This window comes from Allostreptomyces psammosilenae, assembly GCF_013407765.1.
Classification (GTDB): Bacteria; Actinomycetota; Actinomycetes; order Streptomycetales; family Streptomycetaceae; genus Allostreptomyces; species Allostreptomyces psammosilenae.
In genome coordinates, this window is sequence record NZ_JACBZD010000001.1 from 441,901 (window position 1) to 467,850 (window position 25,950).

General features: G+C 74.9%; 16 protein-coding genes and 1 pseudogene. 14 read left to right on the plus strand and 3 right to left on the minus strand.

Annotation, left to right across the window (positions count from 1 at the left end; translation table 11 throughout):
- Positions 1 to 83: 83 nt before the first annotated feature.
- Complete coding sequence (locus tag FHU37_RS01705) at positions 84 to 1,883, minus strand: glycoside hydrolase family 15 protein (RefSeq protein ID WP_179812449.1); 1,800 nt, start codon at positions 1,881 to 1,883, stop codon at positions 84 to 86.
- A gap of 603 nt (positions 1,884 to 2,486) precedes the next feature.
- Here FHU37_RS01705 and pyrG point away from each other — a divergent pair.
- The 14 genes and pseudogenes from pyrG (at position 2,487) to der (ending at position 24,299) form a co-directional block, all read left to right on the plus strand.
- Positions 2,487 to 4,199 (plus strand): CTP synthase, encoded by a 1,713-nt coding sequence (gene pyrG, locus FHU37_RS01710; protein WP_179815953.1) that lies wholly within the window; start codon positions 2,487 to 2,489, stop codon positions 4,197 to 4,199.
- Positions 4,200 to 4,510: 311 nt separating this feature from the next.
- Entirely contained in the window at positions 4,511 to 5,179 is a 669-nt protein-coding gene (locus tag FHU37_RS01715; RefSeq protein ID WP_312892373.1) for an NUDIX domain-containing protein, read from the plus strand.
- Between the two features lie 1,016 nt (positions 5,180 to 6,195).
- Entirely contained in the window at positions 6,196 to 8,772 is a 2,577-nt protein-coding gene (locus tag FHU37_RS01720) for a tetratricopeptide repeat protein (protein ID WP_179812451.1), read from the plus strand.
- Between the two features lie 267 nt (positions 8,773 to 9,039).
- On the plus strand, positions 9,040 to 10,176 hold the full coding sequence (gene ald, locus FHU37_RS01725; RefSeq protein WP_179812452.1) for an alanine dehydrogenase: 1,137 nt from the start codon (positions 9,040 to 9,042) through the stop codon (positions 10,174 to 10,176).
- Positions 10,177 to 10,669: 493 nt separating this feature from the next.
- A complete protein-coding gene (locus FHU37_RS01730) occupies positions 10,670 to 11,755 on the plus strand; it encodes a ParA family protein (protein WP_312892374.1) in 1,086 nt (361 codons plus the stop codon).
- 1,043 nt (positions 11,756 to 12,798) lie between these two features.
- Positions 12,799 to 13,044 (plus strand): annotated as a pseudogene (locus FHU37_RS01735) (hypothetical protein); the annotation flags it as partial.
- A gap of 1,203 nt (positions 13,045 to 14,247) precedes the next feature.
- Positions 14,248 to 15,084 (plus strand): segregation and condensation protein A, encoded by an 837-nt coding sequence (locus FHU37_RS01740; protein WP_446680291.1) that lies wholly within the window; start codon positions 14,248 to 14,250, stop codon positions 15,082 to 15,084.
- Between the two features lie 35 nt (positions 15,085 to 15,119).
- Positions 15,120 to 16,004, plus strand: coding sequence for an SMC-Scp complex subunit ScpB (scpB, locus tag FHU37_RS01745; RefSeq protein ID WP_281394527.1), 885 nt, complete (start codon positions 15,120 to 15,122; stop codon positions 16,002 to 16,004).
- Positions 15,997 to 16,962 (plus strand): pseudouridine synthase, encoded by a 966-nt coding sequence (locus FHU37_RS01750; RefSeq protein WP_179812454.1) that lies wholly within the window; start codon positions 15,997 to 15,999, stop codon positions 16,960 to 16,962. The genes scpB and FHU37_RS01750 overlap by 8 nt, the downstream gene beginning before the upstream one ends.
- Positions 16,963 to 17,126: 164 nt before the next feature.
- Positions 17,127 to 18,320, plus strand: a complete 1,194-nt coding sequence (locus FHU37_RS01755) for a prephenate dehydrogenase (RefSeq protein ID WP_179812455.1) — start codon at positions 17,127 to 17,129, stop codon at positions 18,318 to 18,320.
- 325 nt (positions 18,321 to 18,645) lie between these two features.
- Positions 18,646 to 20,202, plus strand: coding sequence for an AbeC-like domain-containing protein (locus FHU37_RS01760; protein WP_179812456.1), 1,557 nt, complete (start codon positions 18,646 to 18,648; stop codon positions 20,200 to 20,202).
- Positions 20,203 to 20,547: 345 nt separating this feature from the next.
- Positions 20,548 to 21,255: a (d)CMP kinase gene (gene cmk / locus FHU37_RS01765; protein ID WP_312892375.1), complete on the plus strand. Its 708-nt coding sequence runs from the start codon at positions 20,548 to 20,550 to the stop codon at positions 21,253 to 21,255.
- 237 nt (positions 21,256 to 21,492) lie between these two features.
- On the plus strand, positions 21,493 to 22,230 hold the full coding sequence (locus tag FHU37_RS01770) for a lysophospholipid acyltransferase family protein (RefSeq protein WP_179812457.1): 738 nt from the start codon (positions 21,493 to 21,495) through the stop codon (positions 22,228 to 22,230).
- Between the two features lie 611 nt (positions 22,231 to 22,841).
- Positions 22,842 to 24,299: a ribosome biogenesis GTPase Der gene (der, locus tag FHU37_RS01775; protein ID WP_179812458.1), complete on the plus strand. Its 1,458-nt coding sequence runs from the start codon at positions 22,842 to 22,844 to the stop codon at positions 24,297 to 24,299.
- Positions 24,300 to 24,497: 198 nt separating this feature from the next.
- Here der and FHU37_RS01780 read toward each other — a convergent pair whose 3' ends face one another.
- Entirely contained in the window at positions 24,498 to 24,926 is a 429-nt protein-coding gene (locus tag FHU37_RS01780) for a hypothetical protein (RefSeq protein ID WP_179812171.1), read from the minus strand.
- Between the two features lie 113 nt (positions 24,927 to 25,039).
- Positions 25,040 to 25,813 (minus strand): DUF8842 C-terminal domain-containing protein, encoded by a 774-nt coding sequence (locus FHU37_RS01785; RefSeq protein ID WP_179812459.1) that lies wholly within the window; start codon positions 25,811 to 25,813, stop codon positions 25,040 to 25,042.
- Positions 25,814 to 25,950 lie beyond the last annotated feature (137 nt).

Here is a 25,950-nt window from a genome sequence, read left to right on the forward strand (position 1 = left end):
GCGCCCCTTCACCACAACGCCTCAGCTCACCGCGGCACACCGCCCGGCGGCGACGCCCCGGGCGGACGCCGGGCGGACGCCGGTCACCCGTAGGCGCCGCACGCGGTCAGCCGCAGCGCCGTGTCGATCAGCGGCACGTGGCTGAACGCCTGCGGGAAGTTGCCGACCTGCCGCTGCAGCCGCGGATCCCACTCCTCCGCCAGCAGCCCGAGGTCGTTGCGGAGCGCCAGCAGCCGTTCGAAGAGCTGGCGGGCCTCCTCGACGCGGCCGATCATGGCGAGGTCGTCCGCCAGCCAGAACGAGCAGGCCAGGAACGCGCCCTCGTCGCCGGGCAGGCCGTCCAGGCCGCTGTCCTCGCCGACGGTCGGGTAGCGCAGCAGGAAGCCGCCCTCCACCGTCAGCTCCCGCTGGATCGCCTCGATGGTGCCGATCACCCGCTTGTCGTCCGGCGGCAGGAAGCCGACCTGCGGGATCAGCAGCAGGGAGGCGTCCAGCTCCTGGGAGCCGTAGGACTGGGTGAAGGTGTTGCGCTCCGGGTCGTAGCCCTTCTCGCAGACGTCCCGGTGGATGTCGTCGCGGAGCTGGCGCCACCGGGTGAGCTTGGCCTCGGTGCTGCCCTGCGACTCGATCAGCCGAACCGTGCGGTCCACCGCGACCCACGCCATCACCTTGGAGTGCACGAAGTGCCGGCGCGGCCCGCGCACCTCCCAGATCCCCTCGTCCGGCTCGTTCCAGTGCTTCTCCAGGTACTCGATCAGCTTGAGCTGGAGCAGCTGGGCGTAGTCGTTGCGGGCCAGCCCCGACATGTGGCCGAGATGCAGCGCCTCGATGACCTCGCCGTAGACGTCCAGCTGCAGCTGGTCCACCGCGCCGTTGCCGACCCGCACCGGGGAGGAGTTCTCGAAGCCGGGCAGCCAGCTCAGCTCCGCCTCGCCGAGCTCCCGCTCGCCCGCCACGCCGTACATGATCTGGAGGTTCTCCGGGTCGCCGGCGACCGCGCGGAGCAGCCAGGCCCGCCACGCCTCCGCCTCGTCCCGGTAGCCGGTGCGCAGCAGGGAGGACAGGGTGATCGCCGCGTCGCGCAGCCAGGTGTAGCGGTAGTCCCAGTTGCGGACGCCGCCGATGTCCTCGGGCAGCGAGGTGGTCGGCGCGGCGACGATGCCCCCGGTGGGCTCGTAGGTGAGCGCCTTGAGGGTGATCAGCGAGCGCACCACGGCGTCCCGCCACGGGCCCCGGTAGGTGCACTGGGCGACCCAGTCCTCCCAGAACGCCTCGGTGGTGCGCAGCGACTCCATGGCGTCGATGCGGGCCGGCGGGTCCAGGTGGGAGGCCTGCCAGCTCAGCACCAGGGTGAGCCGCTCGCCGGCGGAGACCGTGCAGTCGGAGAAGGTCGTCTTGTGGTGGCCGTGGGTGGCGGCGTCGCTGTCCAGCCACACCGAGTCCGGGCCGGCCACGGCGCCGGTGCGTCCCTCCCGGGAGTGCACCCACGGGATCACCCGGCCGTAGGAGAACCGCATGCGCAGCGCGGAGAGCATCGGCACCCGGCCGGAGAGGCCCTCGACGACGCGGACGATGCGCGGCACGCCGGTGCGCGGCGGCATGAAATCGGTCACCCGCACCGAGCCGAGGGGGGTGTCCCACTCCTGCTCCAGGATCAGCGAGTCACCGCGGTAGCGGCGGCGGGTGGCCGGCTCGGTGGGGACACCGGGAATCTTGGGCGCGATGCGCCAGAACCCGTGCTCGTCGGTGCCGAGAAGCCCGGCGAAGACGGCGGGGGAGTCGAAGCGGGGAGCGCAGAACCAGTCCACGGACCCGTCACGGCCCACCAGGGCAGCGGTCTGCATGTCCCCGATGAGTGCGTAGTCCTCGATTCGGCCAGCCACATGGATCTCCAGATGAGCGGTGGGGCAGGGGCGGGAGGTTGGAGCCCGGCACGGGCACGGCACGGCCGCGTCCCGGCCGCCGGCTCCGGCACTGTCTCGGTGTGTTGCTGTGGTGATGCGTCCCGGTGTGTCCCCCTGTGCGCCTGCTACCCGTGCGGTGGGCGGTGGCGCGATTCATGGGTGCCCGGTGACGGTGATGGGCCCCTCCTGCCCAGGTCGACCCCTCCTACGCCGATGGCGTGAAGGGCGGGCGGGGAGGGTGGTGGGACATTCGACCAGGTTATGTCGGCCATGACCCACCTGTTGCCCGGAGTGCGCGTGATCTAGTCGCCCGTTCGGGTGAGTGATCGGTTACCCGACGGTGTCGTCTATGTCAACAGTGGGTTGGTGTCCCGTGTCTCGCACGCCAGCAGCACGCCGCATGCGGTACGGCGACGCTGCCGGAGATCACTGTACGACCTGACGGGCTGTGATTCGTGCAGGCCGACGGGGCGCTGATACGCTGAGAGCCCGTGGACGGGTGGAATCAGCCACCTGACATTCCACCTCGAATCCGACCACGGGAGCCCCCTCTTGGCACTGCCCCATTCCGGCAAGGCATCGATCCGGCCGAACAGCCTGACGACCAAGCATCTCTTCGTCACTGGGGGAGTGGCCTCATCTCTGGGTAAGGGCCTCACCGCCTCCAGCTTGGGTTCACTTCTGAAGGCACGCGGACTGCGCGTGACCATGCAGAAGCTCGACCCATATCTGAACGTGGACCCGGGCACGATGAATCCCTTCCAGCACGGTGAGGTGTTCGTCACCAACGACGGCGCGGAAACCGATCTGGACATCGGACACTACGAGCGGTTCCTCGACGAGGACCTTCACGGATCGGCCAACGTCACGACCGGACAGGTGTACTCCACGGTGATCGCCAAGGAGCGGCGCGGGGAGTACCTCGGCGACACCGTGCAGGTCATCCCGCACATCACCAACGAGATCAAGGCCCGGATCCGGCGCATGGCCTCGGAAGACGTCGACGTGGTGATCACCGAGGTCGGTGGAACCGTCGGCGACATCGAGTCGCTGCCGTTCCTGGAAGCGGTGCGCCAGGTCCGCCACGAAGTGGGCCGGGACAACGTGTTCTTTCTACACGTATCCCTTCTTCCTTACATCGGCCCGTCCGGTGAGTTGAAGACCAAGCCGACGCAGCACTCCGTGGCGGCCCTGCGAAACATCGGTATTCAGCCGGACGCGATCGTGCTCCGCGCGGACCGGGAGGTCCCGCAGTCCATCAAGCGCAAGATCTCGATGATGTGCGACGTGGACGAGGACGCCGTGGTCGCCTGCCCGGACGCGCCGTCGATCTACGACATTCCCAAGGTGGTGCACTCCGAGGGGCTGGACGCCTACGTGGTGCGCCGGCTGGACCTGCCGTTCCGCGACGTGGACTGGACGGTCTGGGACGACCTGCTGCGGCGCGTGCACAACCCGGAGCACGAGGTGACCGTCGCGCTGGTCGGCAAGTACATCGACCTGCCGGACGCCTACCTCTCGGTGACCGAGGCACTGCGCGCCGGCGGCTTCGCCAACAACGCCCGGGTCAACATCAAGTGGGTGACCTCGGACGACTGCCGCACCCCGGAGGGCGCCGAGCGGGAGCTGGGCGGGGTCGACGCGATCTGCATCCCCGGCGGCTTCGGCGAGCGCGGCGTGGACGGCAAGGTCTCGGCGATCACCTACGCCAGGGAGAACAAGGTGCCGCTGCTCGGCCTCTGCCTGGGCCTGCAGTGCATCGTCATCGAGGCGGCGCGCAACCTCGCCGGGCTGGAGGGCGCCAACTCGACCGAGTTCGACGAGTCGGCGCACCACCCGGTCATCTCCACCATGGCCGACCAGCGCGACATCGTCGCCGGGAAGGGCGACCTCGGCGGCACCATGCGGCTGGGCCTGTACCCGGCAAAGCTGGCCGAGGGCTCGATCGTGCGGGAGGTGTACGGCGAGCCGTACATCGAGGAGCGCCACCGGCACCGCTTCGAGGTGAACAACTCCTACCGCGGTGAGCTGGAGAAGGCCGGCCTGCTGTTCTCCGGCACCTCGCCGGACGGCCGCCTGGTGGAGTTCGTGGAGTACCCGCGCGACCAGCACCCCTACCTGGTCGCCACCCAGGCCCACCCGGAGCTGCGCTCCCGGCCGACCCGCCCGCACCCGCTGTTCGCCGGCCTGGTCGCGGCGGCGGTGCGGCGCATCGCCGAGCGTGCGGCGGCGGACGCCGTGGTGGGCGCCCAGTCCGCCCCGGCCAGCGCGGCGACGGCCGCCGCGGCCGAGTGACCCGAGCGGGTGACGTCGACCGGGTGACCTCGACCGGGGTGACCCCGGTCGAGTGACCGTGGCCCGGTGGCCGGCCGGGCGGCGGTCACGGAACCTCGATGGAGGCCCTCCGTGACCGCCGCCCGGCCGCCGTCGTCTCCGGGCCCCGTTCCCGCGTCGCCGGCCGTGCCGCCGTCGGCGGGTGCGTGGCGGAGCGACCGCCGCGGCGGCGTAGCGTGAGCGGCGTAGCGTGAGGGGCGGGTGGGACGGGGATGATCTCCGCCCCACTTCCGGCGCGCCCTGCACAGGGGCGGAGAGACGAGGAGGGTGGCGTGGACCAGGCAACCGGCCAGCACCAGGGGAGCGGGCCCGACGTGCGCGACGCCGTCGAGCAGTGGGAGGTCGTCTCCTCCGAGACGCCCTTCACCGGCAAGGTGACCTCGCTGCGCACCGACGAGGTGCGGATGCCCGACGGCGGCACCGCACGCCGCGACTACCAGGTGCACCCCGGGGCCGTCGCGGTGATCGCGCTCGACGACGACCGGCGCGTGCTCTGCCTGAGCCAGTACCGGCACCCCGTCGGGCGCCGGCTGTGGGAGCCCCCCGCCGGCCTGCTCGACGTCCCGGGCGAGCACCCGCTGCACGCCGCCGAGCGCGAGCTGTACGAGGAGGCCCACTACCGGGCGGACGACTGGCGGGTCCTGGTCGACTTCTACAACAGCCCCGGTTCGTCCTCCGAGGCGATCCGGGTGTTCCTGGCCCGCGGACTCGAACCGGCGGAGGGCGAGCGCTTCGCGGCGGAGCACGAGGAGCTCGACATGGAGCTCGACTGGGTCGGCCTGGACGAGCTGGTGCGGCGGATCCTGGCCGGGCAGTTGCAGAGCCCGACGCTGATCGTCGGCGTGCTGGCGCTCCACGCGGCCCTGCACGGCACCGGCGACGGCCTCGCGGCCCTGCGGCTCCCGGACGCCCCCTGGCAGGCCCGGCCGTTCCGCCCCTGAGGATTGGCACGAGGGCCCCGGCGCGGGGCCTCGACCCAGGTGCCCGGCGCGGGGGCCTCGACCCGGGTGCCGGCGCCGCTGCCAATCGCTGATCGGTGGGCGGGCCGGTCCCGGGCCGGCCGCCCGGCGCGGGTGCTTCGATCCGGGTGCCGGTGCCGCCCGCCGGTCGCTGATCGGTGGGCGGGCCGGTCCCGGGCCGGCCGCCCGGCGCGGGTGCCGGTGTCGGGCCGTCCGCTTCGTGCGGGGTGCGGGTGCGGAGGGCGCCGGTCCCGGGCGGTCCCGGGAGCGGAGGAATCCCAGCCGGAACGGCCGCTCGTGCACGGCCCGGGCCCGGGTTATCCACAGGCTGGAATCGGGGTCCTGCGCTCCGTCTCCCCCCATGGGATCATGGAATTGGGGGGTCCCCAGGGGCTCCCCTAGCGGCGCGCGCCTCGTGGCCTGAGCATGGCAAGCCTGCCTCCGCCTCCGGCGCCCTGCCGGCCCGTCCCGAAGGGCTGCTCGGAGTTGGCGCGCGCGGATTCCGCCGGTCCCGCGCGAATCCCGGCATCGGTGCGAGCGCCGGTCGGCCGCCGGTCAGGGCGCCCCGTCGGCCGCCGATCCGGTGCCCCGTTCGCCGCCGGTCCGGGCGCCGGTCCGCCGCCGGTCTCGGGTCCCTGGCGAGCCGGTCCCGGGCCGCCCACCCGGCGCGGCGGCGGCCGGGGGTTCGGCCGTCCCGGGGAAGCAGGCGGACACGACGGCCGAAGCGCCGCGCGATGGCCCCCGCCCGGTGACCGAGCGACTACCGTGTCCCCGGTGGGAGGACCCTCCCGTGGATCCGGTGGTGGCGGCCCAGGCGGGGTGACCAGATGGCGCAGGACGCGGTGCGCGAGCGGACTCGGGACGACGCACGGACGGCGTCGGCCGACGCCACGCCCGGCCCGTCGGAACCGGGGCACCGACCGCCCGGCAGCCCAGGCACCTCCCGGCCGCCCGCCCCGGCCGCCGCCGGACGTCCGGCCGCCGGAACGGACACCCCCGTGGAGATCCCCGCGGAGCACCCCTCGCCGTTGTTCGTGCCGGGGCTGCCGGCCGAACCGGCCGACTTCGTCGGTCGCCTCGGCGAACTCGACGCGCTCCGGGCCGACCTGCCACGCCCGCCCGCGGCCACCGCGCGCACCCGCACCGCGCCCCACACCTCCGCGCCCCACACCCCCGCCCGGCCGACCGGCGAACCGCCCACCGGCGAGCCGGTGGGCGAGGCAGGCGAGCCAGGCGAGGCAGGCACGGAGGGTGCGGCCGACGCGGGAACCGCCGGCGGCACACCGGAGGAGGACGCCTCCGACGGCCACTGCCGGGTCCTGGTGATCGCCGGCGCCCCCGGAACCGGGCGCACCGCGCTCGCGCTCCGCCTCGCCCGGGTGCTGCGCGAGGAGTATCCGGACGGACGGGCGTACGTGCGGCTGGTCGAGCCGGACGGTTCCGCCGTCCCACCGCGGGTGGCCGCCCGCCGCCTCGCCCAGCAGCTCCCGCCCGCGCGCCCATCGGACGACGCGCCGACCGGCCCGTCCACCCCCGCGACCGGCCCGTCCACCCCTCCGGTCGGCACCGTCCCGGCCCGGCAGGCCGTGGTGCCGCTGGGCGAGGAGGCAGCCCGGCGGGAGATCCAGCGCCGCACCCGGGGGCGGCGCGCGCTGCTGATCCTGGACGACGTGCCGAACACCGACGCCGTCCGCGCCCTGCTTCCCCGGGAGACCGGCTGCCTGGTGGTCGCCGTCACCCGGGGACCGCTGACCGGCCTGCGGGACACCCGCCCCTGCGTGCTCTCCGGCCTCGACCGTGCCTCCGCGCTGCGGCTGCTGACCGGGCTGATCGGCTCGACCCGGGTGGTCTGCGACCCCACGGCCGCCCAGGCGCTCGTCGACCGGGTCCGCGGGGTGCCGACCGCGCTCCGGCTGGCGGCGCACTGGCTCCAGGCCCACCCCCGGGCCTCCGTGGCGGACCTGCTCCGCGAGATCGCCCTCGCGGAGCGGGGCGAGGGCGCCGCCCCCGGGGCCGACGCGCCCGCGAAGCCACCGGCCGCCGGCGGGCGCCGCCCGACGGCGACCGCCGCGGTCCCGGCGCCGTCCCTCACCGACCTGGTGGCCGCCCTGGTGGAGGGCCCGCCCGAGCAGGGCGCCGGCCTGCCGACCCCGACGGGCGCGGGTACGGCGTCGACCGGCCCCGCGTCGTCCGGCCCGGCCTCGTCCGGAAGGGCGCCCGCCGGCAGGGTGCCCGCCGACCCGGCGTCCCCGGCCAGGCCGGCCGCGCCGCCCCGGGCCGTCCGGCCCTCCGCCGACTCCGTCCGCGAGGCGGCCGGGGCGCTCGGCGTCCACGATCCCCTGCCGGCCTGCTTCCTGCCGCAGTACCGGGCGCTCTCCCCGTCGGCCGCACGCCTGCTGCGCCGCACCACCCTCGCGCCGTACGGGCTGGTCTGCGCGCACCGGGGCTCCGCGCTGCTGGGCGACTCCCTCGACCGCACCCGCGCCGCGCTGGGCGAGCTCGTGGCCGCCGGTCTGCTGGTGCCGCACGGCGACGGCACCGCCCGGCACCGGGTGCCCGGGTCGCTGCTGCACCTGGTGAGGGAACGTTGCGCCGCCGAGGAACGCGCCGCCGACCTGCGGCTGGCCCGTGCCCGCCTGCTGGAACGCAGCGTCCGGCTGGCCCAGGCGTGCCACCTGGCGCTGCTCGGCGCCGCGCCCGAGCCGGTGGCGCGCGGCGTGGTGCGGGTGCGCTTCCGCGACCGCGCGGAGGCGGTGAGCTGGCTGCACCGGGAGGTCGACGCGCTGGCGCGCACCGCCGCCGACGCCCTCGCCGACGGCGAACTGGACACCAGCGCCGGCCGGCTCGCCGTGGTGCTCATCCGGCTGCTCGGTGACGAGGCGCGGGCGCGCGGGGCTGACGTGGTGGTGGAGAGCGGCGACCGCCTCGCCTCGCTGCACACCACCGTGCTGGAGGTCTCCCGCCGGCGCCGGTTGCCCCGGCAGGAGGCCGCCGCGCTGCGGCACCTGGGGGCGCTGCACGTGGCCGAGGGCGACGACCCCCGGGCGCTGCGCCGCTTCCGCGAGGCGCTGGAGGTGGCGCGCACGATCGAGGACGACCGGGTGAGCGGGCCGCTGCTGGAGGAGATCGCCGCCGTGCACGAGCGCGCGGGCGAGTTGGAGCGGGCGGCGGACTGGTACCGGCGGGCGCTCGTCCCCTTCCAGGCGCTGCGCGATCCGCGCGGCCAGGCGCGGGTGCTGGACCGGCTGGCCGACTGCTGCGCGGCCGTCGGCGGGCACGCGGAGGCGCTGCGCCACCGGCGCGCGGTGGTGACGCTGCTGCGCCGGCGGGGGGACCGGCGGGAGCGGGCGGCGGCGGTGCTGCGGCTCGGGCTGGCGCAGGCCCGGGTGGGGCGGGTGGAGGAGGCGCTGGAGAGCCTGCGGGAGGCGGTGGCGCTGCACCGGGAGGCGTCGGACCGGGCGGGCGAGGCGGTGGCGCTGCGCGCGGCGGCGGACGTCCTGGAACGGTCGGGGGACCCGACCGGGGCCGCGGCGCAGCGCGCGCAGGCGGACCGCCTTCAGGACGCGTCCCACTGATCCCGGGGGCGCCCCCGGCCGCCCTGTGAAACACAAGTAAACAATCTCTTGTGGCTATGTATCGAAGGCTGACAGGGGTTACTTGCCTTGTTACTCTCGCCTTGATGCGGCCGTTCGCCTTCGTCTCTCCCCATGGGGACACTGGAATCGGGCGTTGCCGTACGCACCCCGCAAGGGCTCCCGCGTCCGGGTGGAGCGTTCACCTACCCGCCTCCACGGCGCGTTCCCCGGCCCGGCCCGGAGCCGCCCAACCGAAGGACACATCTGATGAAGGTCGGCATCCCCCGAGAGGTCAAGGACAACGAGTTCCGCGTGGCCATCACCCCCGCGGGCGTCCACGAACTGGTCCGCGCCGGTCACCGGGTCTCGATCGAGCGGGGCGCCGGGGCCGGCTCCTCGATCAGCGACGAGGAGTTCACCGCGGCCGGCGCGCGGATGGTCGCGGACGCCGACGAGGTGTGGGCCGAGGCGGACCTGCTGCTCAAGGTCAAGGAGCCGGTGGCCGAGGAGTACCACCGGTTGCGCCGCGGTCAGACGCTCTTCACCTACCTGCACCTGGCCGCCTCCAAGCCCTGCACCGACGCCCTGCTGGAGTCCGGCACCACCGCGATCGCCTACGAGACGGTGCAGCTGCCCGGCGGGGCGCTGCCGCTGCTCGCGCCCATGTCGGAGGTGGCCGGGCGGCTCGCCCCGCAGGTCGGCGCCTACCACCTGATGGCGGCCGGCGGCGGACGCGGCGTGCTGCCCGGCGGCGTCCCGGGGGTGCCGGGGGCGGAGGTCGTGGTGATCGGCGGCGGCGTCGCCGGCTGGAACGCGGCGACCGTGGCGGTCGGCATGGGCGCCCGCGTCACCCTGCTGGACAAGGACGTGAACAAGCTGCGGGAGGCGGACCGGGTCTTCGGCAGCCGGGTGCGGACCATGGCGTCCAACGCCTACGCCCTGCGCCGGGCGGTCCTCGAGGCGGACCTGGTGATCGGCGCGGTGCTGGTGCCGGGGGCCCGGGCCCCCAAGCTGGTCGGCGACGAGCTGGTGGCGGAGATGAAGTCCGGCGCCGTGCTGGTGGACATCGCGATCGACCAGGGCGGCTGCTTCGAGAGCTCCCGCCCCACCACCCACTCCGACCCGGTCTACCGCGTCCATGACACCGTTTTCTACTGCGTGGCCAACATGCCGGGCGCCGTGCCCAACACCTCCACCTACGCCCTGACCAACGCGACGCTGCCCTACGTGCTGCAGCTGGCCAACCGGGGCTGGCGCGAGGCGCTGCGCGCGGACCCCGCCCTCGCCGGCGGCCTCAACGCGCACGAGGGCGTCGTCACCCACGCGCCCGTCGCCGAGGCGCACGGCCTGACCGCCGTCCCGCTGGCCGAGGTGCTCGGCCACCGGGACGGCGCGGGGGCGTGAACGCGGCGCTCCACAGACGCCTTCCCCGCATTGCGCGCTTAACCCCGGGTATTTTCGAACAAGTCGTCAAATCGCCCTCGGTGACCGTCCACCGCCCTGTCCGACAGTGAACGGACGGGGCGGCGGCGTGATCATTGCGACTGCTTCCGGTCAACGAGAACACGCGTTTTCACCGTTTCGTGACGCGCCACGACGTCATGTCCGCTACCTCGTTGACCTCTTGACAGGACGCCCGAAAGACCCCGACATACCGTGTCGCATCGGGCCGATCGTGTTGCTCGAAACATGCGACACGCCATAGAGTCGCGGATCGTCGGCATGGTGTCACGCTGACCAATCAAGAAGTGTCCTGGTCGGCAAGGAGGTAAGACGACTTGTGAACGAGTCGACATTTGCTCCCGGGGGTGCTCAGCCAGGGCCTGCTCACGAGCTGACCGAAACGTCACCCTCCGCTCCCAAGGGCGGTCGCTACGAGTCGGTCGGGTCGGTCGCCGTGCGTACCTTCGCCGCGCGCGCGGGGGGTGGCCCGCACGGGTCCGCCGCGCACGGCCCGGCCGCGCAGGGCCCGGCCGCGGACGGGGCGTCGCCGGGCGACGCCCCCGCCGGCGTCTACGGGTACGGCGGCGAGGACGCCGAGGGCCCGTACGACCCGGCCGCCTACGACCCCGACGCGGAGTACGAACCCGATCCCGAGTACGCGGCCACCATCGCCCCGGACCCCGCGCGTCAGCGCCGCGACCGGGTCGGACCCACCGGCCGTCCGATGCCGTACTTCCCCATCCCGGCCCCGCTCGCCGAGCACGGGCCCGCCCAGATCATTGCCATGTGCAACCAGAAGGGCGGGGTGGGCAAGACCACCTCCACCATCAACCTCGGCGCGGCCCTGGCCGAGTACGGCCGCCGCGTCCTCCTGGTGGACTTCGACCCGCAGGGCGCCCTGTCCGTCGGCCTCGGCGTCAACCCCATGGAACTCGACGTCACCGTCTACAACCTGCTCATGGAGCGGTCGGTGACGCCGGACGACGTGCTGCTGAAGACCGCCGTGCCCGGCATGGACCTGCTGCCGAGCAACATCGACCTGTCCGCGGCGGAGGTGCAGCTGGTCAGCGAGGTGGCCCGGGAGTCGTCGCTCTCCCGCGCGCTGAAGCCGCTGCTGCCCGACTACGACTACGTCATCATCGACTGCCAGCCGTCCCTCGGTCTGCTCACGGTCAACGCGCTCACCGCCGCGCACAGCGTCATCGTGCCGCTGGAGTGCGAGTTCTTCGCCCTGCGCGGTGTCGCGCTGCTCACCGAGACCATCCAGACCGTGCACGAGCGGCTGAACCCGGAACTCCAGCTCGACGGCATCCTGGCCACGATGTACGACTCGCGCACCGTGCACAGCCGCGAGGTGCTGGCGCGGGTCGTCGAGGCGTTCGGCGACCACGTCTACCACACCGTCATCGGGCGCACCGTGCGCTTCCCGGAGACCACGGTCGCCGGTGAGCCGATCACCACCTACGCGTCGAACTCGGTCGGCGCCGCCGCGTACCGCCAGCTCGCCAGGGAGGTGCTCGCCCGGTGCCACGCCGAGTGAGTCTCCCCGGAGCAGACGAACTCTTCCGCACCACCGGGGGCACCTCCCTGCAACCCCTCGGCCGCCGCACCGAGCAGCAGCCCGCGCCCGCGGAGCCGGGCACGCCGGGCGGCGGGCATCCGCACGGACACCCCGACCCCGACGACCCCGCCGCCGAGTCGGCGGACGGCCAGCCCTCCGGCGGGCGCGCTGCGGCCCGGTCCGCCGCGCGCGCCGCGGCCGCCCGTGCCTCGGACGACGAGGCCGGCAGAGCCGCGGACGGCGGTGCTTCCGCCCCCGCCGGCGCGCCGGGTGGCGTGCCGTCCGGCGGGCCCGGCGAGGGATCGGGCCGCGGGGCCGGCGGCGGCCTGGACGGCCTCGGCGCCGGGCGGGCGCACCGCGCCGGCGCTCCGCGCGCCGCCGCGGCCGCCGCCGGGCCGGCGGCGACCCACGACCTCGCCGGTGTCGCCGGCGCGGCCCCGGGAGGGCCGGGCGGCGTGACCGGGTCCGAGGCCCGGGAGCACCACGGCCCCGGAGCCGGTGCGGCCGGTGCGTCCGCGCTCGCGGGCGGAGGAGCCGGCGGGGGACTCGGTGGAGGACCCGCCGGGGGACTCGGCGGGGGAGCGGCGGCGGGCGGGGCCGGGGGCGTCGCGGCGCGGCCCTCCCGACACGGAGCCGGCGGGCCGTCCGGCGGCTCCGGGCCGGTCGGGACGGCGCGATCGTCGGCCGCGGCGTCCGGCGCGGCGTCCACCGTCGCCGACGACGGGCGGCCGGGCCACCTCGGCGGGGCCGCCGTCGGTGGGGCCGACGGCGCCACCGGGTATCCGGGGGGCGCGCTGGGGAGCCAGGGCGCGCAGGCCGGGCGGGCCGCCGCCCGGGAACTGGCCGGTGGTCGCGAGCTGGCTGGTGGCCGTCCGCTCGGCGAGGCGGGCGGTGGGGTGGCGGGTGGCTCCGCCGCCCGGCGCGGCATTCCCACGGGCCGAACGCCCCAGCAGTCGAGCGGGGGGACGGCGGAGCAGGACCGCCCGCAGCTGCCGACCCAGCAGCAGGAGGCCGCCGTGGCGTCCCGCCGCCGGGCCCGGGCCGCGCGACGGCCGAGCGGCCGGGAGCGGCACGACGAGAAGATCACCGTGTACGTCTCCGCCGAGGAGTTGATGGATCTCGAACAGGCCCGGCTGGTGCTGCGGGGCGAGCACGGCCTGGCGGTGGACCGGGGGCGGATCGTCCGCGAGGCGGTGGCCGTGATGCTGTCCGACCTGGAGTCGCGGGGCGAGGCGAGCATCCTCGTGCGGCGGCTGCGGGGGAACTGAACGGGTGACCGCGGGTCGCTGAGCCGCCCCACGCTCACCGACGGCGGGGAAGGGGCGGTCGGTGGGGAAGGGGCAGCCGGGCGGGAACCGGGTGACGCGGGCGGGAGTCGGGCGAGCTTGGTGGATCCGGGCGAGCCGGGCAGCCCGGGCGGATCCTGGGGACCTGGGGACCTGGGCGGGCCTCCTCCCTGGAGCACGCCCGAGCGCCCACGCCGGCACCTGGAATCTCCGAACCCCCCTGGTGACCAGGGGGGTTCGCGGCTTCCCGCGCGCGGTCGTCCAGGTGCACGGGATGCGGGGGCGCGGGTTACCAGGGGTTTCGTGGGTCTTCCACAGAGCCGAGGTGCCCCCTTGCACGCGTGGCCGGCCGTGGGTTACCCCTGTTGATCAGGGGGGTTCGCGGTTGTCCACAGGGTGGAAGTGCCCTCTTGCGTGGTTGGCTGTCCGTGGGTTACCCCTGTTGATCAGGGGGGTTCGCGGTTGTCCACAGGGTGAAAGTGGCCTCTTGCGCAGCTGGCCCGGCCTGCCCCACGGGGCCGGCCGCCCGGCCCCCTGGAGCAGGCCGGCCGCCCGGCCCCGCCGCCCCCACCCAGGGCCCGACACGGACCCGGCCACACCACCATCAGCAGCCGGCCCAGGGGCCCCCGTGCCCCCTGGGAAACCGGCCCGCCGCGGTCACTCTGCGTGTGGTTCGGCGTGTCGGCAACCCCCGGGTGGCCTCGCCGTCGGTCCGGGGACGCACCATTGACCCTGATGGCCTCCGACGACACCAGTACCGACGACCTGCGGCAAGAGCCGCGACCGCCCCACGCGGGGCCCCACGCCGCCGTGCCGGACGCCCGATCCGGCGTCGTCACTCCGCGTCCGGCCGCCCGTGGCCGCCGGACCCTCGGCGCGGGACCGCGTCGCGGCGACGACCGCCCGGCGGTGGCCGGTCAGCCGGCGGCGACCAGTCAGGCAGCGCCCCCGGCGGATTCCCCGACCCCGCCCCAGCGGATCGAAGCGCCCACCTCCTCGCCCGGCAGCCAACCGCCTTCTCCCGCGGCCGCCGCCCGTGCGACCACGGCCCTTACGGCGCCACCCACCCCGGGGGCGCCCGTCGCCGACGCTGCCGAACCAGCAACCACGGCCGATGCCGAGACGGAAGCCGCCGCCGCTGCCGGGGGAACGGCGCCGGACGAGCCGGGATCCGGGGGCTTCCTGGTGCGGCTGGACAACTTCGAGGGGCCTTTCGACCTCCTCCTGGCCCTGATCGCCAAGCACCGGCTGGACGTCACCGAGGTCGCCCTCTCCCGGGTGACCGACGAGTTCATCGCGCACATCCGCGCGATGGGCCCGGACTGGGACCTGGACCAGGTGACCGAGTTCCTCGTCGTCGCCGCCACCCTTCTCGACCTCAAGGCCGCCCGCCTGCTGCCCAAGGCCGAGGTCGAGGACGAGGCCGACCTCGAACTGCTGGAGGCCCGGGACCTGCTCTTCGCCCGGCTCCTCCAGTACCGCGCCTACAAGCGCGTCGCAGGCATCTTCGCGGAGCGCTGGGAGGCGGAGAGCGCCCGCCTGCCGCGCACCGTGGGCCTGGAGCCGCACCACGCCGAGCTGCTCCCCGAGGTCGTGATCAACATCGGGCTGGAACGCTTCGCCCAACTGGCCGCCCGCGCCATGGCGCCGCGCCCGGCGCCCCAGGTGCGGGTGGAGCACATCCACGCCCCGCTGGTCAGTGTCCGGGAACAGGCCGAGGTGGTCGCCGAGCGGCTGCGTGAGCTGGGCACGGCGAGTTTCAGCCGTCTGGTCGCGGACGCCCCGGACACCCTCACCGTGGTCGCGCGCTTCCTCGCCCTGCTGGAGCTCTTCCGTTCCGCCGTGGTGGCGTTCTCCCAGGAGGAGGCGCTGGGTGAGCTGGAGGTGCGCTGGACCGGCTCGGACGGCGCCGGCCTCCCCCTCGTCACGGAGGAGTTCGACGAGCCCGGCGGGGCCGGGCAGTCGGACGGGGCCGCCGGCGCGGCGCGACGGCCGCGGGCGAGGAAGTCCGTCGAGGCGTGACGGTGGGGAACAGGATCGACAGGAAGGACAGCGCCATGCCCAACGCGGCCGTGCCGACCCCGCACCCGAACCCGACGGACATCGGGATGCCCGAGATCGAGGAGCCCGAGATCGAGGAGCCGGAGAACGCGGCCACCGACCACGCCGGGGCCGCCGCGGCCCCGCCCGGGCCCCGTTCGCCGGCCGAGGCCGTCGCCGCCCTGGAACTGGCGCCGGCGCTGGAGGCCGTGCTGATGGTCGCCGACCAGCCGGTCACCGAGGCACACCTCGCCTCGATCCTGGACCGGCCGCGCGACGAGGTCGCCGAAACCCTGCGCCGCCTGGCCGAGGAGTACCGCGAGCAGGGGCGCGGCTTCGACCTGCGACTGGTGGCCGGAGGGTGGCGCTTCTACACCCGGGCCGAGTACGCCGCGGCCGTGGAGCGCTTCGTGCTGGACGGCCAGCAGGCGCGGCTGACCCAGGCCGCGCTGGAGACCCTGGCGGTCGTCGCGTACCGCCAGCCGGTCTCCCGGGGCAGGGTCTCCGCGGTCCGCGGGGTGAACTGCGACGGCGTGATGCGTACCCTGCTCCAGCGGGGTCTGGTCGAGGAGGCGGGCACCGACCCCGCCACAGGTGCGATCCTGTACCGGACGACGAACTATTTCCTGGAGCGGATGGGGCTGCGCGGACTGGAGGAGCTTCCGGAACTGGCGCCCTTCCTCCCCGAGGTCGACGACGTCGAGGCGGAGTCCGCTGAGGGCTCGGTGCTCGCCGCCGTCGCGGACCTGGGGGTGCCCGCCCAAGCGGGCGGCGGAGCGCCCGACGACGCCGGCGCGCGCGACGGCGGTCAGCCGAGCACCGGCGGCGGCTCCGTCCGACCGGGTCCACCAGGATCTCCGCCCCACGACCACATGACGACGAGTACGGAATTCGATGCGTAGTAGCAGAGGCAGCCACGGCGGCAAGTCCGGTGGCAACGGCAACCGGAACTATCGGGGCGCGGGCAACAGCCGTGACGACAAGCAGCAGCGCCAGCCCCGGGGGCCGCGCCGCCCGCAGCGCCCCCGGGAGTACGAGGCCCGCCTGGAGGAGGCGGCCCGGGCCCGGCACGCCGGTGGCCGCACCGGTGGCGCGGCGCGGCCGGCGGGCACCCGTTCCGGGGCCGGCGGCGCGGAGCAGGACGGCGTGCGCCTGCAGAAGGTGCTCGCCCAGGCCGGCCTCGGCAGCCGTCGCGCCTGCGAGGAGCTGATCGACGCGGGCCGGGTCGAGGTCAACGGCCAGCGGGTGCGGGAGCAGGGGCTGCGGGTCGACCCGGACAAGGACGAGATCCGGGTGGACGGGCTCACCGTCACCACCCAGGGCCTGCTGTACTTCGCCCTCAACAAGCCGGCCGGTGTGGTCTCCACCATGGAGGACCCGGAGGGCCGGCAGTGCCTGGGCGACTACGTCACGAACCGGGAGACCCGGCTGTTCCACGTGGGCCGCCTGGACACCGAGACCGAGGGCCTGATCCTGCTCACCAACGACGGTGAACTGGCCAACCGCCTGATGCACCCGCGCTACGGCGTCACCAAGACCTACCTGGCCGGGCTGGTCGGCCCCATCCCGCGCGACCTCGGCAAGCGCCTGCGGGAGGGCGTGGTGCTGGAGGACGGTCTCGCCCGGGCCGACCACTTCCGCATCGTGGACAACGTGGGCAAGAACTACCTCGTCGAGATCAGCCTGCACGAGGGGCGCAAGCACATCGTCCGCCGCATGCTCGACCAGATGGGCTTCCCGGTGGAGCGGCTGGTCCGCACCAAGTTCGGGCCGCTGGCGCTCGGCGACCAGAAGTCCGGCTGGCTGCGCCGCCTGACCCAGCCGGAGGTCGGCATGCTCAAGCGCGAGGTCGGCATGTGAGCAGCGGGTCAGCCGATCGCTGAGAGTCACCGGCCACCCGGAGTCGGTCGGCCGTGGGGGCGGCCCGGTGGACGCCGGGCCGGCCGGCGGCGGCCCCGTAAGCTCTACCCGCAAGGAGCCGCGTCCGCCGGGGCGCGCGACCGTCGAGAGTAGGCAGCACCACCATGCGCAGCGCCGCCGTGATCGGAACCGGGCTGATCGGCACGTCCGTGGCCCTCGCCCTCAGCTCGCGCGGGGTCGCGGTCCACCTGCTGGACAACGACGTGCGGGCGGCGCGCACGGCCTCCTCGCTGGGTGCCGGCCAGGTCGGCGAGCCGGACGAGCCGGTGGACCTCGCGATCGTCGCGGTGCCCCCGGCCCGGGTCGGTGACACCCTCGCCTCGGTCCAGGCCCGGCGCCTGGCCCGGAGCTACACCGACGTGGCCAGCGTCAAGCACGGCCCGCTGCGGGCGGCCCGCGACCTCGGCTGCGAGCTGTCCCGGTACATCGGCGGCCATCCGATGGCGGGGCGGGAGAAGTCGGGGCCGCTGGCCGCCGACGCGCAGCTGTTCGTCGGCCGGCCCTGGGTGCTCACCCCGACCGCCGAGACCGACACCGACACGCTCAACCGCGCCCTGGAGCTGGTCTCGCTGTGCGGCGCGGTGCCGGTGGTGATGGAGGCGGCGGACCACGACCGGGCCGTCGCGCTGGTCTCGCACGCCCCGCAGCTGGTCTCCAGCCTCATGGCGGCGCGGCTCCAGCACGCCGGGGACCACGAGGTCCGCCTCGCCGGGCAGGGCCTGCGGGACGTCACCCGGATCGCCGCCTCGGATCCGGCGATGTGGATCGACATCCTCGGCGCCAACGCCGGCGTGGTCGCGGACGTCCTGGCCGAGCTGGCCGAGGACCTGCGGGCGACGGTCGGCGCGCTGCGCGCCATGGCCGCGGCTGGACCGGCCGGGGCGGGGACCACCGTCGCGACGGACGGGCCGGTCGTGACGGACGGGCCCGTCGCGGTGGAGGAGACCGCCGAGGCCGGTGGTGCCGCCGTTGCGGTGAGGACGCCGGAGGCGGCCAAGGGCGGCGACACCATCGCGGACGTGCTGCGCCGGGGCAACGCCGGACACGCCCGGATCCCCGGCAAGCACGGCGCACCGCAGGTCCGCTGGGCGGCGGTGCCGGTGCTCATCGGCGACCAGCCCGGCGAGCTGGCCCGTCTGTTCGCGGAGGTGGAGGCGGCCGGGGTGAACGTCGAGGACGTCTCCATCGAGCACTCTCCGGGGCAGCCGGCCGGTCTGGTGCAGCTCATGGTGGCGCCCGCCGCCGGCCGCTCGCTGGCCGAGGCGCTGCGTTCCCGCGGCTGGAACGTCCGCGCGTAGCGCGCGACCGGGGACGCGTCCGGGGACGCCCCGCGCGCGACGACCGCGCGCGACGACCGCGCGATTACGGGCACGCGACGCCCCCCCAGCGGGCGGCGCCCGGAGGCCGGCACGAAGACGGTTTCCGGCCATTTCACGGCCGCGGGGACCGGAAACCGCCTCGGGGCGCTCCGGGGCCCTTTACCCGGCACCACCGAACCAGGGATGCTCGTGAGGGCTGACCGGCCGGCGGTCCGCGGGCCGACGGTGCCCACGGTCCGGTGGGTCGGCCGCTCGACCGGCCGTGCGGCCGGAGCAGGCGGAACGCGTGGAGGGGGCGCGGGCGATGACCGCGATGCCGGGCCCGGAGATGCCGGTGATGGCCGGAGACGGCCTCAAGGTCGCGTCGAGCCCGACGCGGTCCGACGTGACCCGCCGACTGTGCGCGGCGGCCTACCTCCAGGTGCCACGGGGCGGCGGCAAGGCCGAGGACGGCGGCATCCCGTACGCGGAGTGGGTCGTCCGGCACGTCGTGCGTGGGACGAAGCGCCCGGCGCCCTCGCTCGGGTTCGACCTCTCCCTGGTCGTCGAGCACTGCCTGGCCGCGCTCCGGGTGGACCGCTTCCGGGCCTGGGGCCTGGGTCTGGCCTTCCTCGTCGGCCTCGTCGTCGACTGGCGCTCCACCCTGGTGTGGACCGGGATCGCCCTGGTGCTGTCCTCCGTCGCCCCGGCGCTGGTGCTGCCGGTGCTGCTGGTGGCCGGCGTGGTGATGGAGATCTACGGGGAGCGCATCGAGGCCGCCGCCAACTCCGAGGTGTTCTCCGCCTTCCGCCCGGAGCTGGGCCCGCTGCTGGTGCTGGTGCTCTGCTGCTGGCTGGCCCACTGGGGGTGGCGCTGCGCCCTGGTGCACGCGCGGGCCAGCGTCGGCGACCAGTGGAGCGGCCCGCACCCGCCGCGCTACCTCCGGCTCCCGGGCGCGCAGCGCCGCGCGGAGATCGAGCGGTACCAGCAGGCGGCGGTGATCTGTTACGCGAGCGGACGGCAGGAACGATTCGTCGGCTACGGCCGGCCGTGGCGGCGCAGCCAGGTCGGCGTGGTGCTGGAGGGCCGGGACGGCGGGCCGGTGACCGGGAAGCTGGACGGGGCGGCGCTGGTCGCGCACGTGGAGCAGCGACTGGCCGAGCTCGGCCGCGCCGACGCCGTGGCCCATCCGCTCCAGGACTTCACGGTGCGCTCGGTGATCGGGGTCTCCGCGGGCACCTACAAGGCCAACGGCGGCATCCTCGGTGACCCGGAGGCCGGCCTGCTGGTGGCGCCCACCCGGGCGGTGGCCGCCCGGCACAGCACTGGCCAGAGCGAACGCCACTACCTGAGCGCCTCGGTGGTCAGCTGGTCGGGGCAACTGGTCGCCTCCGTGGTGGTGCAGCTGGCGCTGGAGGGAAAGCTGCTGCGGGTGGTGCAGTGGCCGCACGTGCTCGGCCCGCTGCGCGGCGCCGTGGCCGGGGCGAGTCCGGGCGGCGCGGCGAACGCGCGGGCGTTCCGCCAGGAGCTCCGGCCGGCGTTCATGGACGTCTGGCGGATGTTCCGCGCCTGGCAGCCGCAGGTGCTGCCGCGGCCGATCGGCCGCGGCGAGCGGAAGACCGTCGCCGAGGAGGAGGCGCACGCCGCGGAGCAGCCGCCGGCGAGCCTGCGGGAGCGCTTCTCCTCCGCCGACGTGACCGACCTGCACCAGAGCGAGGACCTGCGCCGGCACATCCAGTCGGTGCAGCGCTGGGTGTTCCGCGCGGTCGACGAGTACCTGATCGCGCAGGGCGTCGACACCGGGACGTACCGGGCCCAGGTGACCCAGGTGGTCAACTCGTTCGTGGTCTCCAGCAACGTCGAGGACGACCCGGCCTCCTGAGCGGTGCGGGCTGTGCGGGCCTCCTGAGTGGGCCGCCTGCTGGGCGGTGCCGGCGTTGCGGGACGCCCGCCTCTTAGGATTCCGAGCGGCGCCGGTCGCCGCCGGCGCGCCGCGCTCTGTGGCCGCGCTCTGTGGCGGAATCGCGCGGGTGACGGTGCCGGTGAGCGGGTGACCGTCGTGGTCCGTGAGGCAGGGCCATTCGGGGGAACGGTACGCTTACGCTTGCCCCTGCCGGGGCGTTCGGGCCGGCCCGTGCGAAGGCCCTCCCGCCCCAGTCCGGCCCCGCGGCCGCCGCCGACCACCCTGTGGCGGGCTGCCCCCGAAACCGTGAGAGAGGTCACCCCCGTGCATTCAGCCGGCCCGTCCAAACCCCTGGTCGTCGCCGTCGACGGCACGTCCGGTTCCGGCAAGTCGAGCGTGTCCAAGCAGGCGGCGCACCGCCTGGGCCTGCGCTACCTCGACACCGGCGCGATGTACCGGGCCATGACCTGGTGGATGCTGCAGCACGGCGTCGACGTGGACGACGCGGAGACCGTGGCGGCCCTCGCCGGCAAGCCCGAGATCGTCTCCGGCACCGACCCGCTGGCCCCCACCATCGTGGTGGACGGCCAGGACGTCGCCGAGCCGATCCGCACCCGTACCGTCACCAACGCGGTCAGCGCGGTCAGCGCCGTCCCGGAGGTGCGTCACCGGCTGGTCGCGATGCAGCGGCTGGAGATCGAGCGGGCCGCCGCCTCCGGCGGCATCGTGGTCGAGGGCCGCGACATCGGCACGGTCGTCGCCCCGCACGCCACCGCCAAGCTCTACCTCACCGCCTCCCCGGAGGCCCGGGCGGCCCGACGCAGCGCCGAGATCAACGGCGACCCGGGGGCGACCGCCGAGGTCACCCGGCAGGAACTGCTCCGCCGCGACGCCAAGGACTCCGGCCGCAAGGCGTCGCCGCTGGCCAAGGCCGGTGACGCCGAGGAGATCGACACCACCGAGCTGACGCTGGAGGAGGTCGTCGAGCGCGCCGTGGAGACGATCCTCAAGCGCGCCGCCGTCGAGGGCTGAGCCCCGCCCCGTCCTACGCGCGCGCCGGGCCCCCGACGCAGCCCGTCCGGCCCTCCGACGCAGCCCGTCAGGCCCGGCGCGCCGCCGTGCCGACCTCGCACGCCCCCGACCGGGTGTGGGCGTGACGGTGCCACCTGCCCGCGCGGGCTCGTCCCCGGGCTCGGTACGGTCTGGCGTCGACCGGCCTGCCCTCGTATCCGCTCCCGTCCCGCTTCCTCTCACCCCTCGGAGTCCCGCATGAGTGCCCTGCAACGGCTGTCGTCGCGTATACGCCGCACGCCGGCGGGCGGAGCGGGGGGAGGTGGCGGCACCGGTGCCGCGGAGTCGATCCACGAACGCGGTGCCGAGATAGGCCGCCGCATCGGCGTCGTGCTGATGCACGGGGGATGGAAGGTCCGGATCCTCGGGGCGTGGCGGGTGCCGATGGACGGGCCGGTGATATTCGCGGTCAACCACAGCAGCCTGCTGGACGGCCCGATGATCATGGGGGTGGCGCCGCGGCCGATCCACTTCCTGATCAAGCAGGAGGCGTTCGTCGGTCCGCTCGATCCGTTCCTGCGGGCGATCGGGCAGCTCCCGGTGGACCGGGCGAGCACCGACCGCACGGCCATCACCGGTGCGCTGAGGGTGCTCCAGGCCGGTGGTGCGCTGGGGGTGTTCCCGGAGGGAACCCGGGGTGACGGGGACTTCGCGCAGCTGCGCGGGGGCCTGGCCTGGTTCGCGCTGCGCTCCGGTGCGCCGATCGTGCCGGTGGCGTGCCTCGGCACCGGGGCGGAGGAGAGCGGTGGGCGTTCGGTGCCGCGCTTCCGGGCCAAGGTGGACGTGGTCTTCGGCGAGCCCTTCCCGGCCGTGGAGACGGCTGCTGGGAGCGCGCCGCCGCGTGGCCGCCGGGCGGTGGACCAGGCGTCCGAGCACATCCGGACCCGGCTGGCCGAGCACCTGGTGGAGGCCCGCCGGCTCACCGGCCGGCGGTGAACCTGGGGCGTGCCCGTGGTGGGGGTGTTGCGCAAGGGGGGTCTTCTGGCTTGTGGACGACTGCGCGCCCCCCTGGTCAACAGGGGTAGCCGGGGGTGGGGGTGTTGCGCAAGGGGGGTCTTCTGGCCTGTGGACAACTGCGCGCCCCCCTGGTCAAAAGGGGTAACCCGGGGCGGGGGCGCTGCGCAAGGGGGTTCCTCTGGCCTGTGGACAATCCGGCGCCCCCCTGGTCAACAGGGGTAGCTTGTGGCGGGTGGGAGCCGCAAGGGGGGTCTTCTCGGCTGTGGATGACTGCTCGGATGCCGGCGGATCCGGGCTGAACCCCGCGCCGGCCCACGCCGGCGGGGGCCCGGCCGACGCCGGCGGCCAGGGCGGGAGCATCGGCGGGTCTCCGGTACCTCCGTGGGTGCATTACGGTGGGGGGTCGCCCGAATCGGCGACGGCGGACCCGCTGTGAGCTCCCGACCGGACCACCCCGGCGGCGGCCCGGCCCGCGGCCGGGAGCGTTTTGGGCTCCCGGTCGGGCGTCGGCGACAATGGCGGGCAGCCGCCGGAACAACCGGCCGACGACTTCCCCACCAACCCCTTCCGAACGACGAGGAACAACTGTCATGGAGCACGAGAGCGGCACCGGGACCGGCGAGCTCAGTGCCGACGAGTACGCGGAGTTCATGGAACTCGCCGCCCAGGAGGGCTTCGACACCGACGAGGTGGCGGCCGACCTGACGGGCGGGGGCCACGCTCCGCTGCCGGTGCTGGCCGTCGTCGGGCGCCCCAACGTGGGGAAGTCGACCCTGGTCAACCGCATCCTCGGCCGGCGCGAGGCGGTCGTCGAGGACCGCCCGGGCGTGACCCGGGACCGGGTCAGCTACGAGGCGGACTGGAACGGGCGGCGCTTCCGCGTCGTCGACACCGGCGGCTGGGAGCAGGACGTGCTGGGCATCGACGCCTCCGTCGCCCAGCAGGCCGAAGTGGCGATCGAGGCGGCCGACGCCGTGCTGTTCGTCGTCGACGCGGTGGTCGGCGCCACCGACACCGACCAGGCCGTCGTCCGGCTGCTGCGCAAGTCCGGCAAGCCCGTGGTGCTCGCGGCCAACAAGGTGGACGGCCCCTCCGGCGAGGCGGACGCCGCCGCCCTGTGGAACCTCGGCCTGGGCGAGCCGTACCCGGTCTCCGCGCTGCACGGCCGGGGCAGCGGCGACCTGCTGGACGCCGTGCTCTCCGCGCTGCCGGAGGCGCCGCAGCTCGACTTCGCCGGCGCCGGGCAGGGCGGCCCGCGGCGGATCGCCCTGATCGGCCGGCCGAACGTCGGCAAGTCCTCCATGCTCAACAAGCTGGCGGGGGAGACCCGCGTGGTGGTGGACTCCACCGCCGGAACCACCCGCGACCCGGTGGACGAGCTGATCGAGCTGGGCGGGAAGACCTGGAAGTTCGTCGACACCGCCGGCATCCGGCGGCGCGTCCACCTCACCGAGGGCGCCGACTACTACGCCTCGCTGCGCACCGCCGCCGCCCTGGAGAAGGCGGAGGTCGCGGTGGTGCTGATCGACGTCAGCGAGCCGCTGGCCGAGCAGGACACCCGCATCGTGTCGATGGCGGTGGAGGCCGGCCGCGCCGTGGTGCTCGCCTACAACAAGTGGGACGTCCTGGACGAGGAGCGCCGCTTCTACCTGGAGCGGGAGATCGAGAAGGACCTGGTGCAGGTCCGCTGGGCGCCCCGGGTGAACGTCTCGGCCCGGACCGGGCGGCACCTGGAGAAGCTGGTGCCGGCGATCGAGACGGCGCTGGAGGGCTGGGAGACCCGGGTGCCCACGGGACGCCTCAACGGCTTCCTGGGCGAGCTGGTCGCCGCCCACCCGCACCCGATCCGGGGCGGCAAGCAGCCCCGCATCCTGTTCGGCACCCAGGCCAGCACCCGGCCGCCGCGGTTCGTGCTGTTCGCGTCGGGCTTCCTGGAGGCCGGCTACCGCCGGTTCGTGGAGCGGCGGCTGCGCGAGGAGTTCGGCTTCGCGGGCACTCCGATCGACATCTCGGTGCGGGTCCGGGAGAAGCGCTCGCGGCGCAAGTGACCGCGGCGGGCGGCCTGACGCCCGTGACGTGAGCCCCGGGAGCAACGGTTCGGGCCCCGGTACCGCCGATGGGTACCGGGGCCCGACCGCGTCCGGGGGCCGCCGACCGCGTGGGGGCCGACCGGGTGGGGATCGGGCCGTGCGGGGCCCGACCGCGTCGGGAGGTCGGGCCCTGTGCGGGGCGTGGCGGGGACGGGATCAGTAGTACGTCGCGCCTGGCTGCGCCGGTGGCAGGGCGTAGCCGCCGCGGTGCCGGCCGTACGCCGCCGCCTGGTTGCCGCCGCCCCGCGCGGCGGGATGCGTGCCGGGATGCGCGCCGTTGTGCGTGGGGTGGTGCGTGCCCGGGTGCGCTCCCGGGTGTGCGCCGGGATGTGTGCCGTGGGGTGAACCGTGGCCCTGGTAGCCGGTGTGCGTGGCGTACCGGCCCCCCGCGAAGCCGTGGAAGACGAGGGCCTCCTCACCGGAGCGGTCGCCCGGGAGCGTGCGGAACAGCCGCTGGAACTCGGCGTACAGCGCGTCGTAGATGGGCGTCGCGGACGGCGGCCGGGCGTCCTGGGCCGCGCGCATGGCGGGGATCAGGGAGCCGTCGTGGGTGGGCACTCGTGGGGGCAGGTCGAAGGTGTACACGCCCGGCACAACGAGCCGCGGCCGCCTTGGATACGGTACGTCACCCTGTAGATCCAATGAGTGATGATCGGGTGGCGCGATGATGTCCGGGGCGGGGCGGTTCGGAGGGGTGGTCAGGAACCGGCCAGCGGCATCGAGCCGCCGACCAGCAGGCCCTTGTCCACCGCGTTCTGCATCGCCTCGCGCAGCAGGTCCTCCCGGGGCTGGCGGCCGATGCTGCCCACCGGCGCGGCGTAGACCAGCACCTCGTTGTCCCGGTTCGCGGCGTTCCGCCACGGCTCGGAGACCTCCATCGGGCGGTGCGCCTGCCACCAGGCGTCGCTGCTGCCGCCGGCGGCGGGCTGCAGCACGGCGTGCAGCTGGCCCATGGCCATCAGCACGGACCAGCCCTCCAGCGGCGCCGGCGGGACGTTGAGGTCGGTGACCGGGTGGTAGCCGTGCTCGGTCAGCAGGTCGAGGAACTCGTCGCGGTCCCCGGGGCCGCCGATCCGGGCCACCGGCACGGTGGGCTCGACCACGAGCGCCGGCTTGGTCTCCCGGCCGCACAGGATCAGGCCGCAGGTGACGGCGAGCTGGGCGGCGCCGCCCGGCGTCGGCTCGGCCAGGGCCTCGGCCGCGGCCTGGGCGCTCACCGCGTCGGCGAGCTGCTCGTCGCTCACCCGGACCACCTGCGAGGGGATGCAGCGGGCGTGCGCGAAGGCGAGGACGGCGCTCTCCTCGCCGACGAAGAGCACCGTGCTGGTGCGCTCCTGGTGGGTCTTGCCGGGGGTGCGGCAGGAGGCGCAGTCGTAGACGTCGGGCACGGCGTTGCCGGCAAGCAGCCGTTCGGTCTCCTCGTCGCCGATCTCCGACCGGACCGACTCGCTGACGTCGAGCATGCTCTGCACCGGGGCTCCTCGTGGTCGTTGCTGGGGCGCCTCCCGCCGGGCGGACCGTCCCGGCGGGCGCGGGGTGGGCGCCGAGGCGGGGGACGGGGGCGTGGGGGAGGGCGGTGTGGGCGGGTGCCCCGCACCGTGTACGACAA

Bases quoted from the DNA above. Each gene is read 5' to 3' on its own strand.
- ald (WP_179812452.1), top strand. From the start codon at position 9,040: ATGAAGGTCGGCATCCCCCGAGAGGTCAAGGACAACGAGTTCCGCGTG.
- scpB (WP_281394527.1), top strand. From the start codon at position 15,120: ATGCCCAACGCGGCCGTGCCGACCCCGCACCCGAACCCGACGGACATC.
- FHU37_RS01750 (WP_179812454.1), top strand. From the start codon at position 15,997: ATGCGTAGTAGCAGAGGCAGCCACGGCGGCAAGTCCGGTGGCAACGGC.
- FHU37_RS01755 (WP_179812455.1), top strand. From the start codon at position 17,127: ATGCGCAGCGCCGCCGTGATCGGAACCGGGCTGATCGGCACGTCCGTG.
- FHU37_RS01760 (WP_179812456.1), top strand. From the start codon at position 18,646: ATGACCGCGATGCCGGGCCCGGAGATGCCGGTGATGGCCGGAGACGGC.
- FHU37_RS01770 (WP_179812457.1), top strand. From the start codon at position 21,493: ATGAGTGCCCTGCAACGGCTGTCGTCGCGTATACGCCGCACGCCGGCG.
- der (WP_179812458.1), top strand. From the start codon at position 22,842: ATGGAGCACGAGAGCGGCACCGGGACCGGCGAGCTCAGTGCCGACGAG.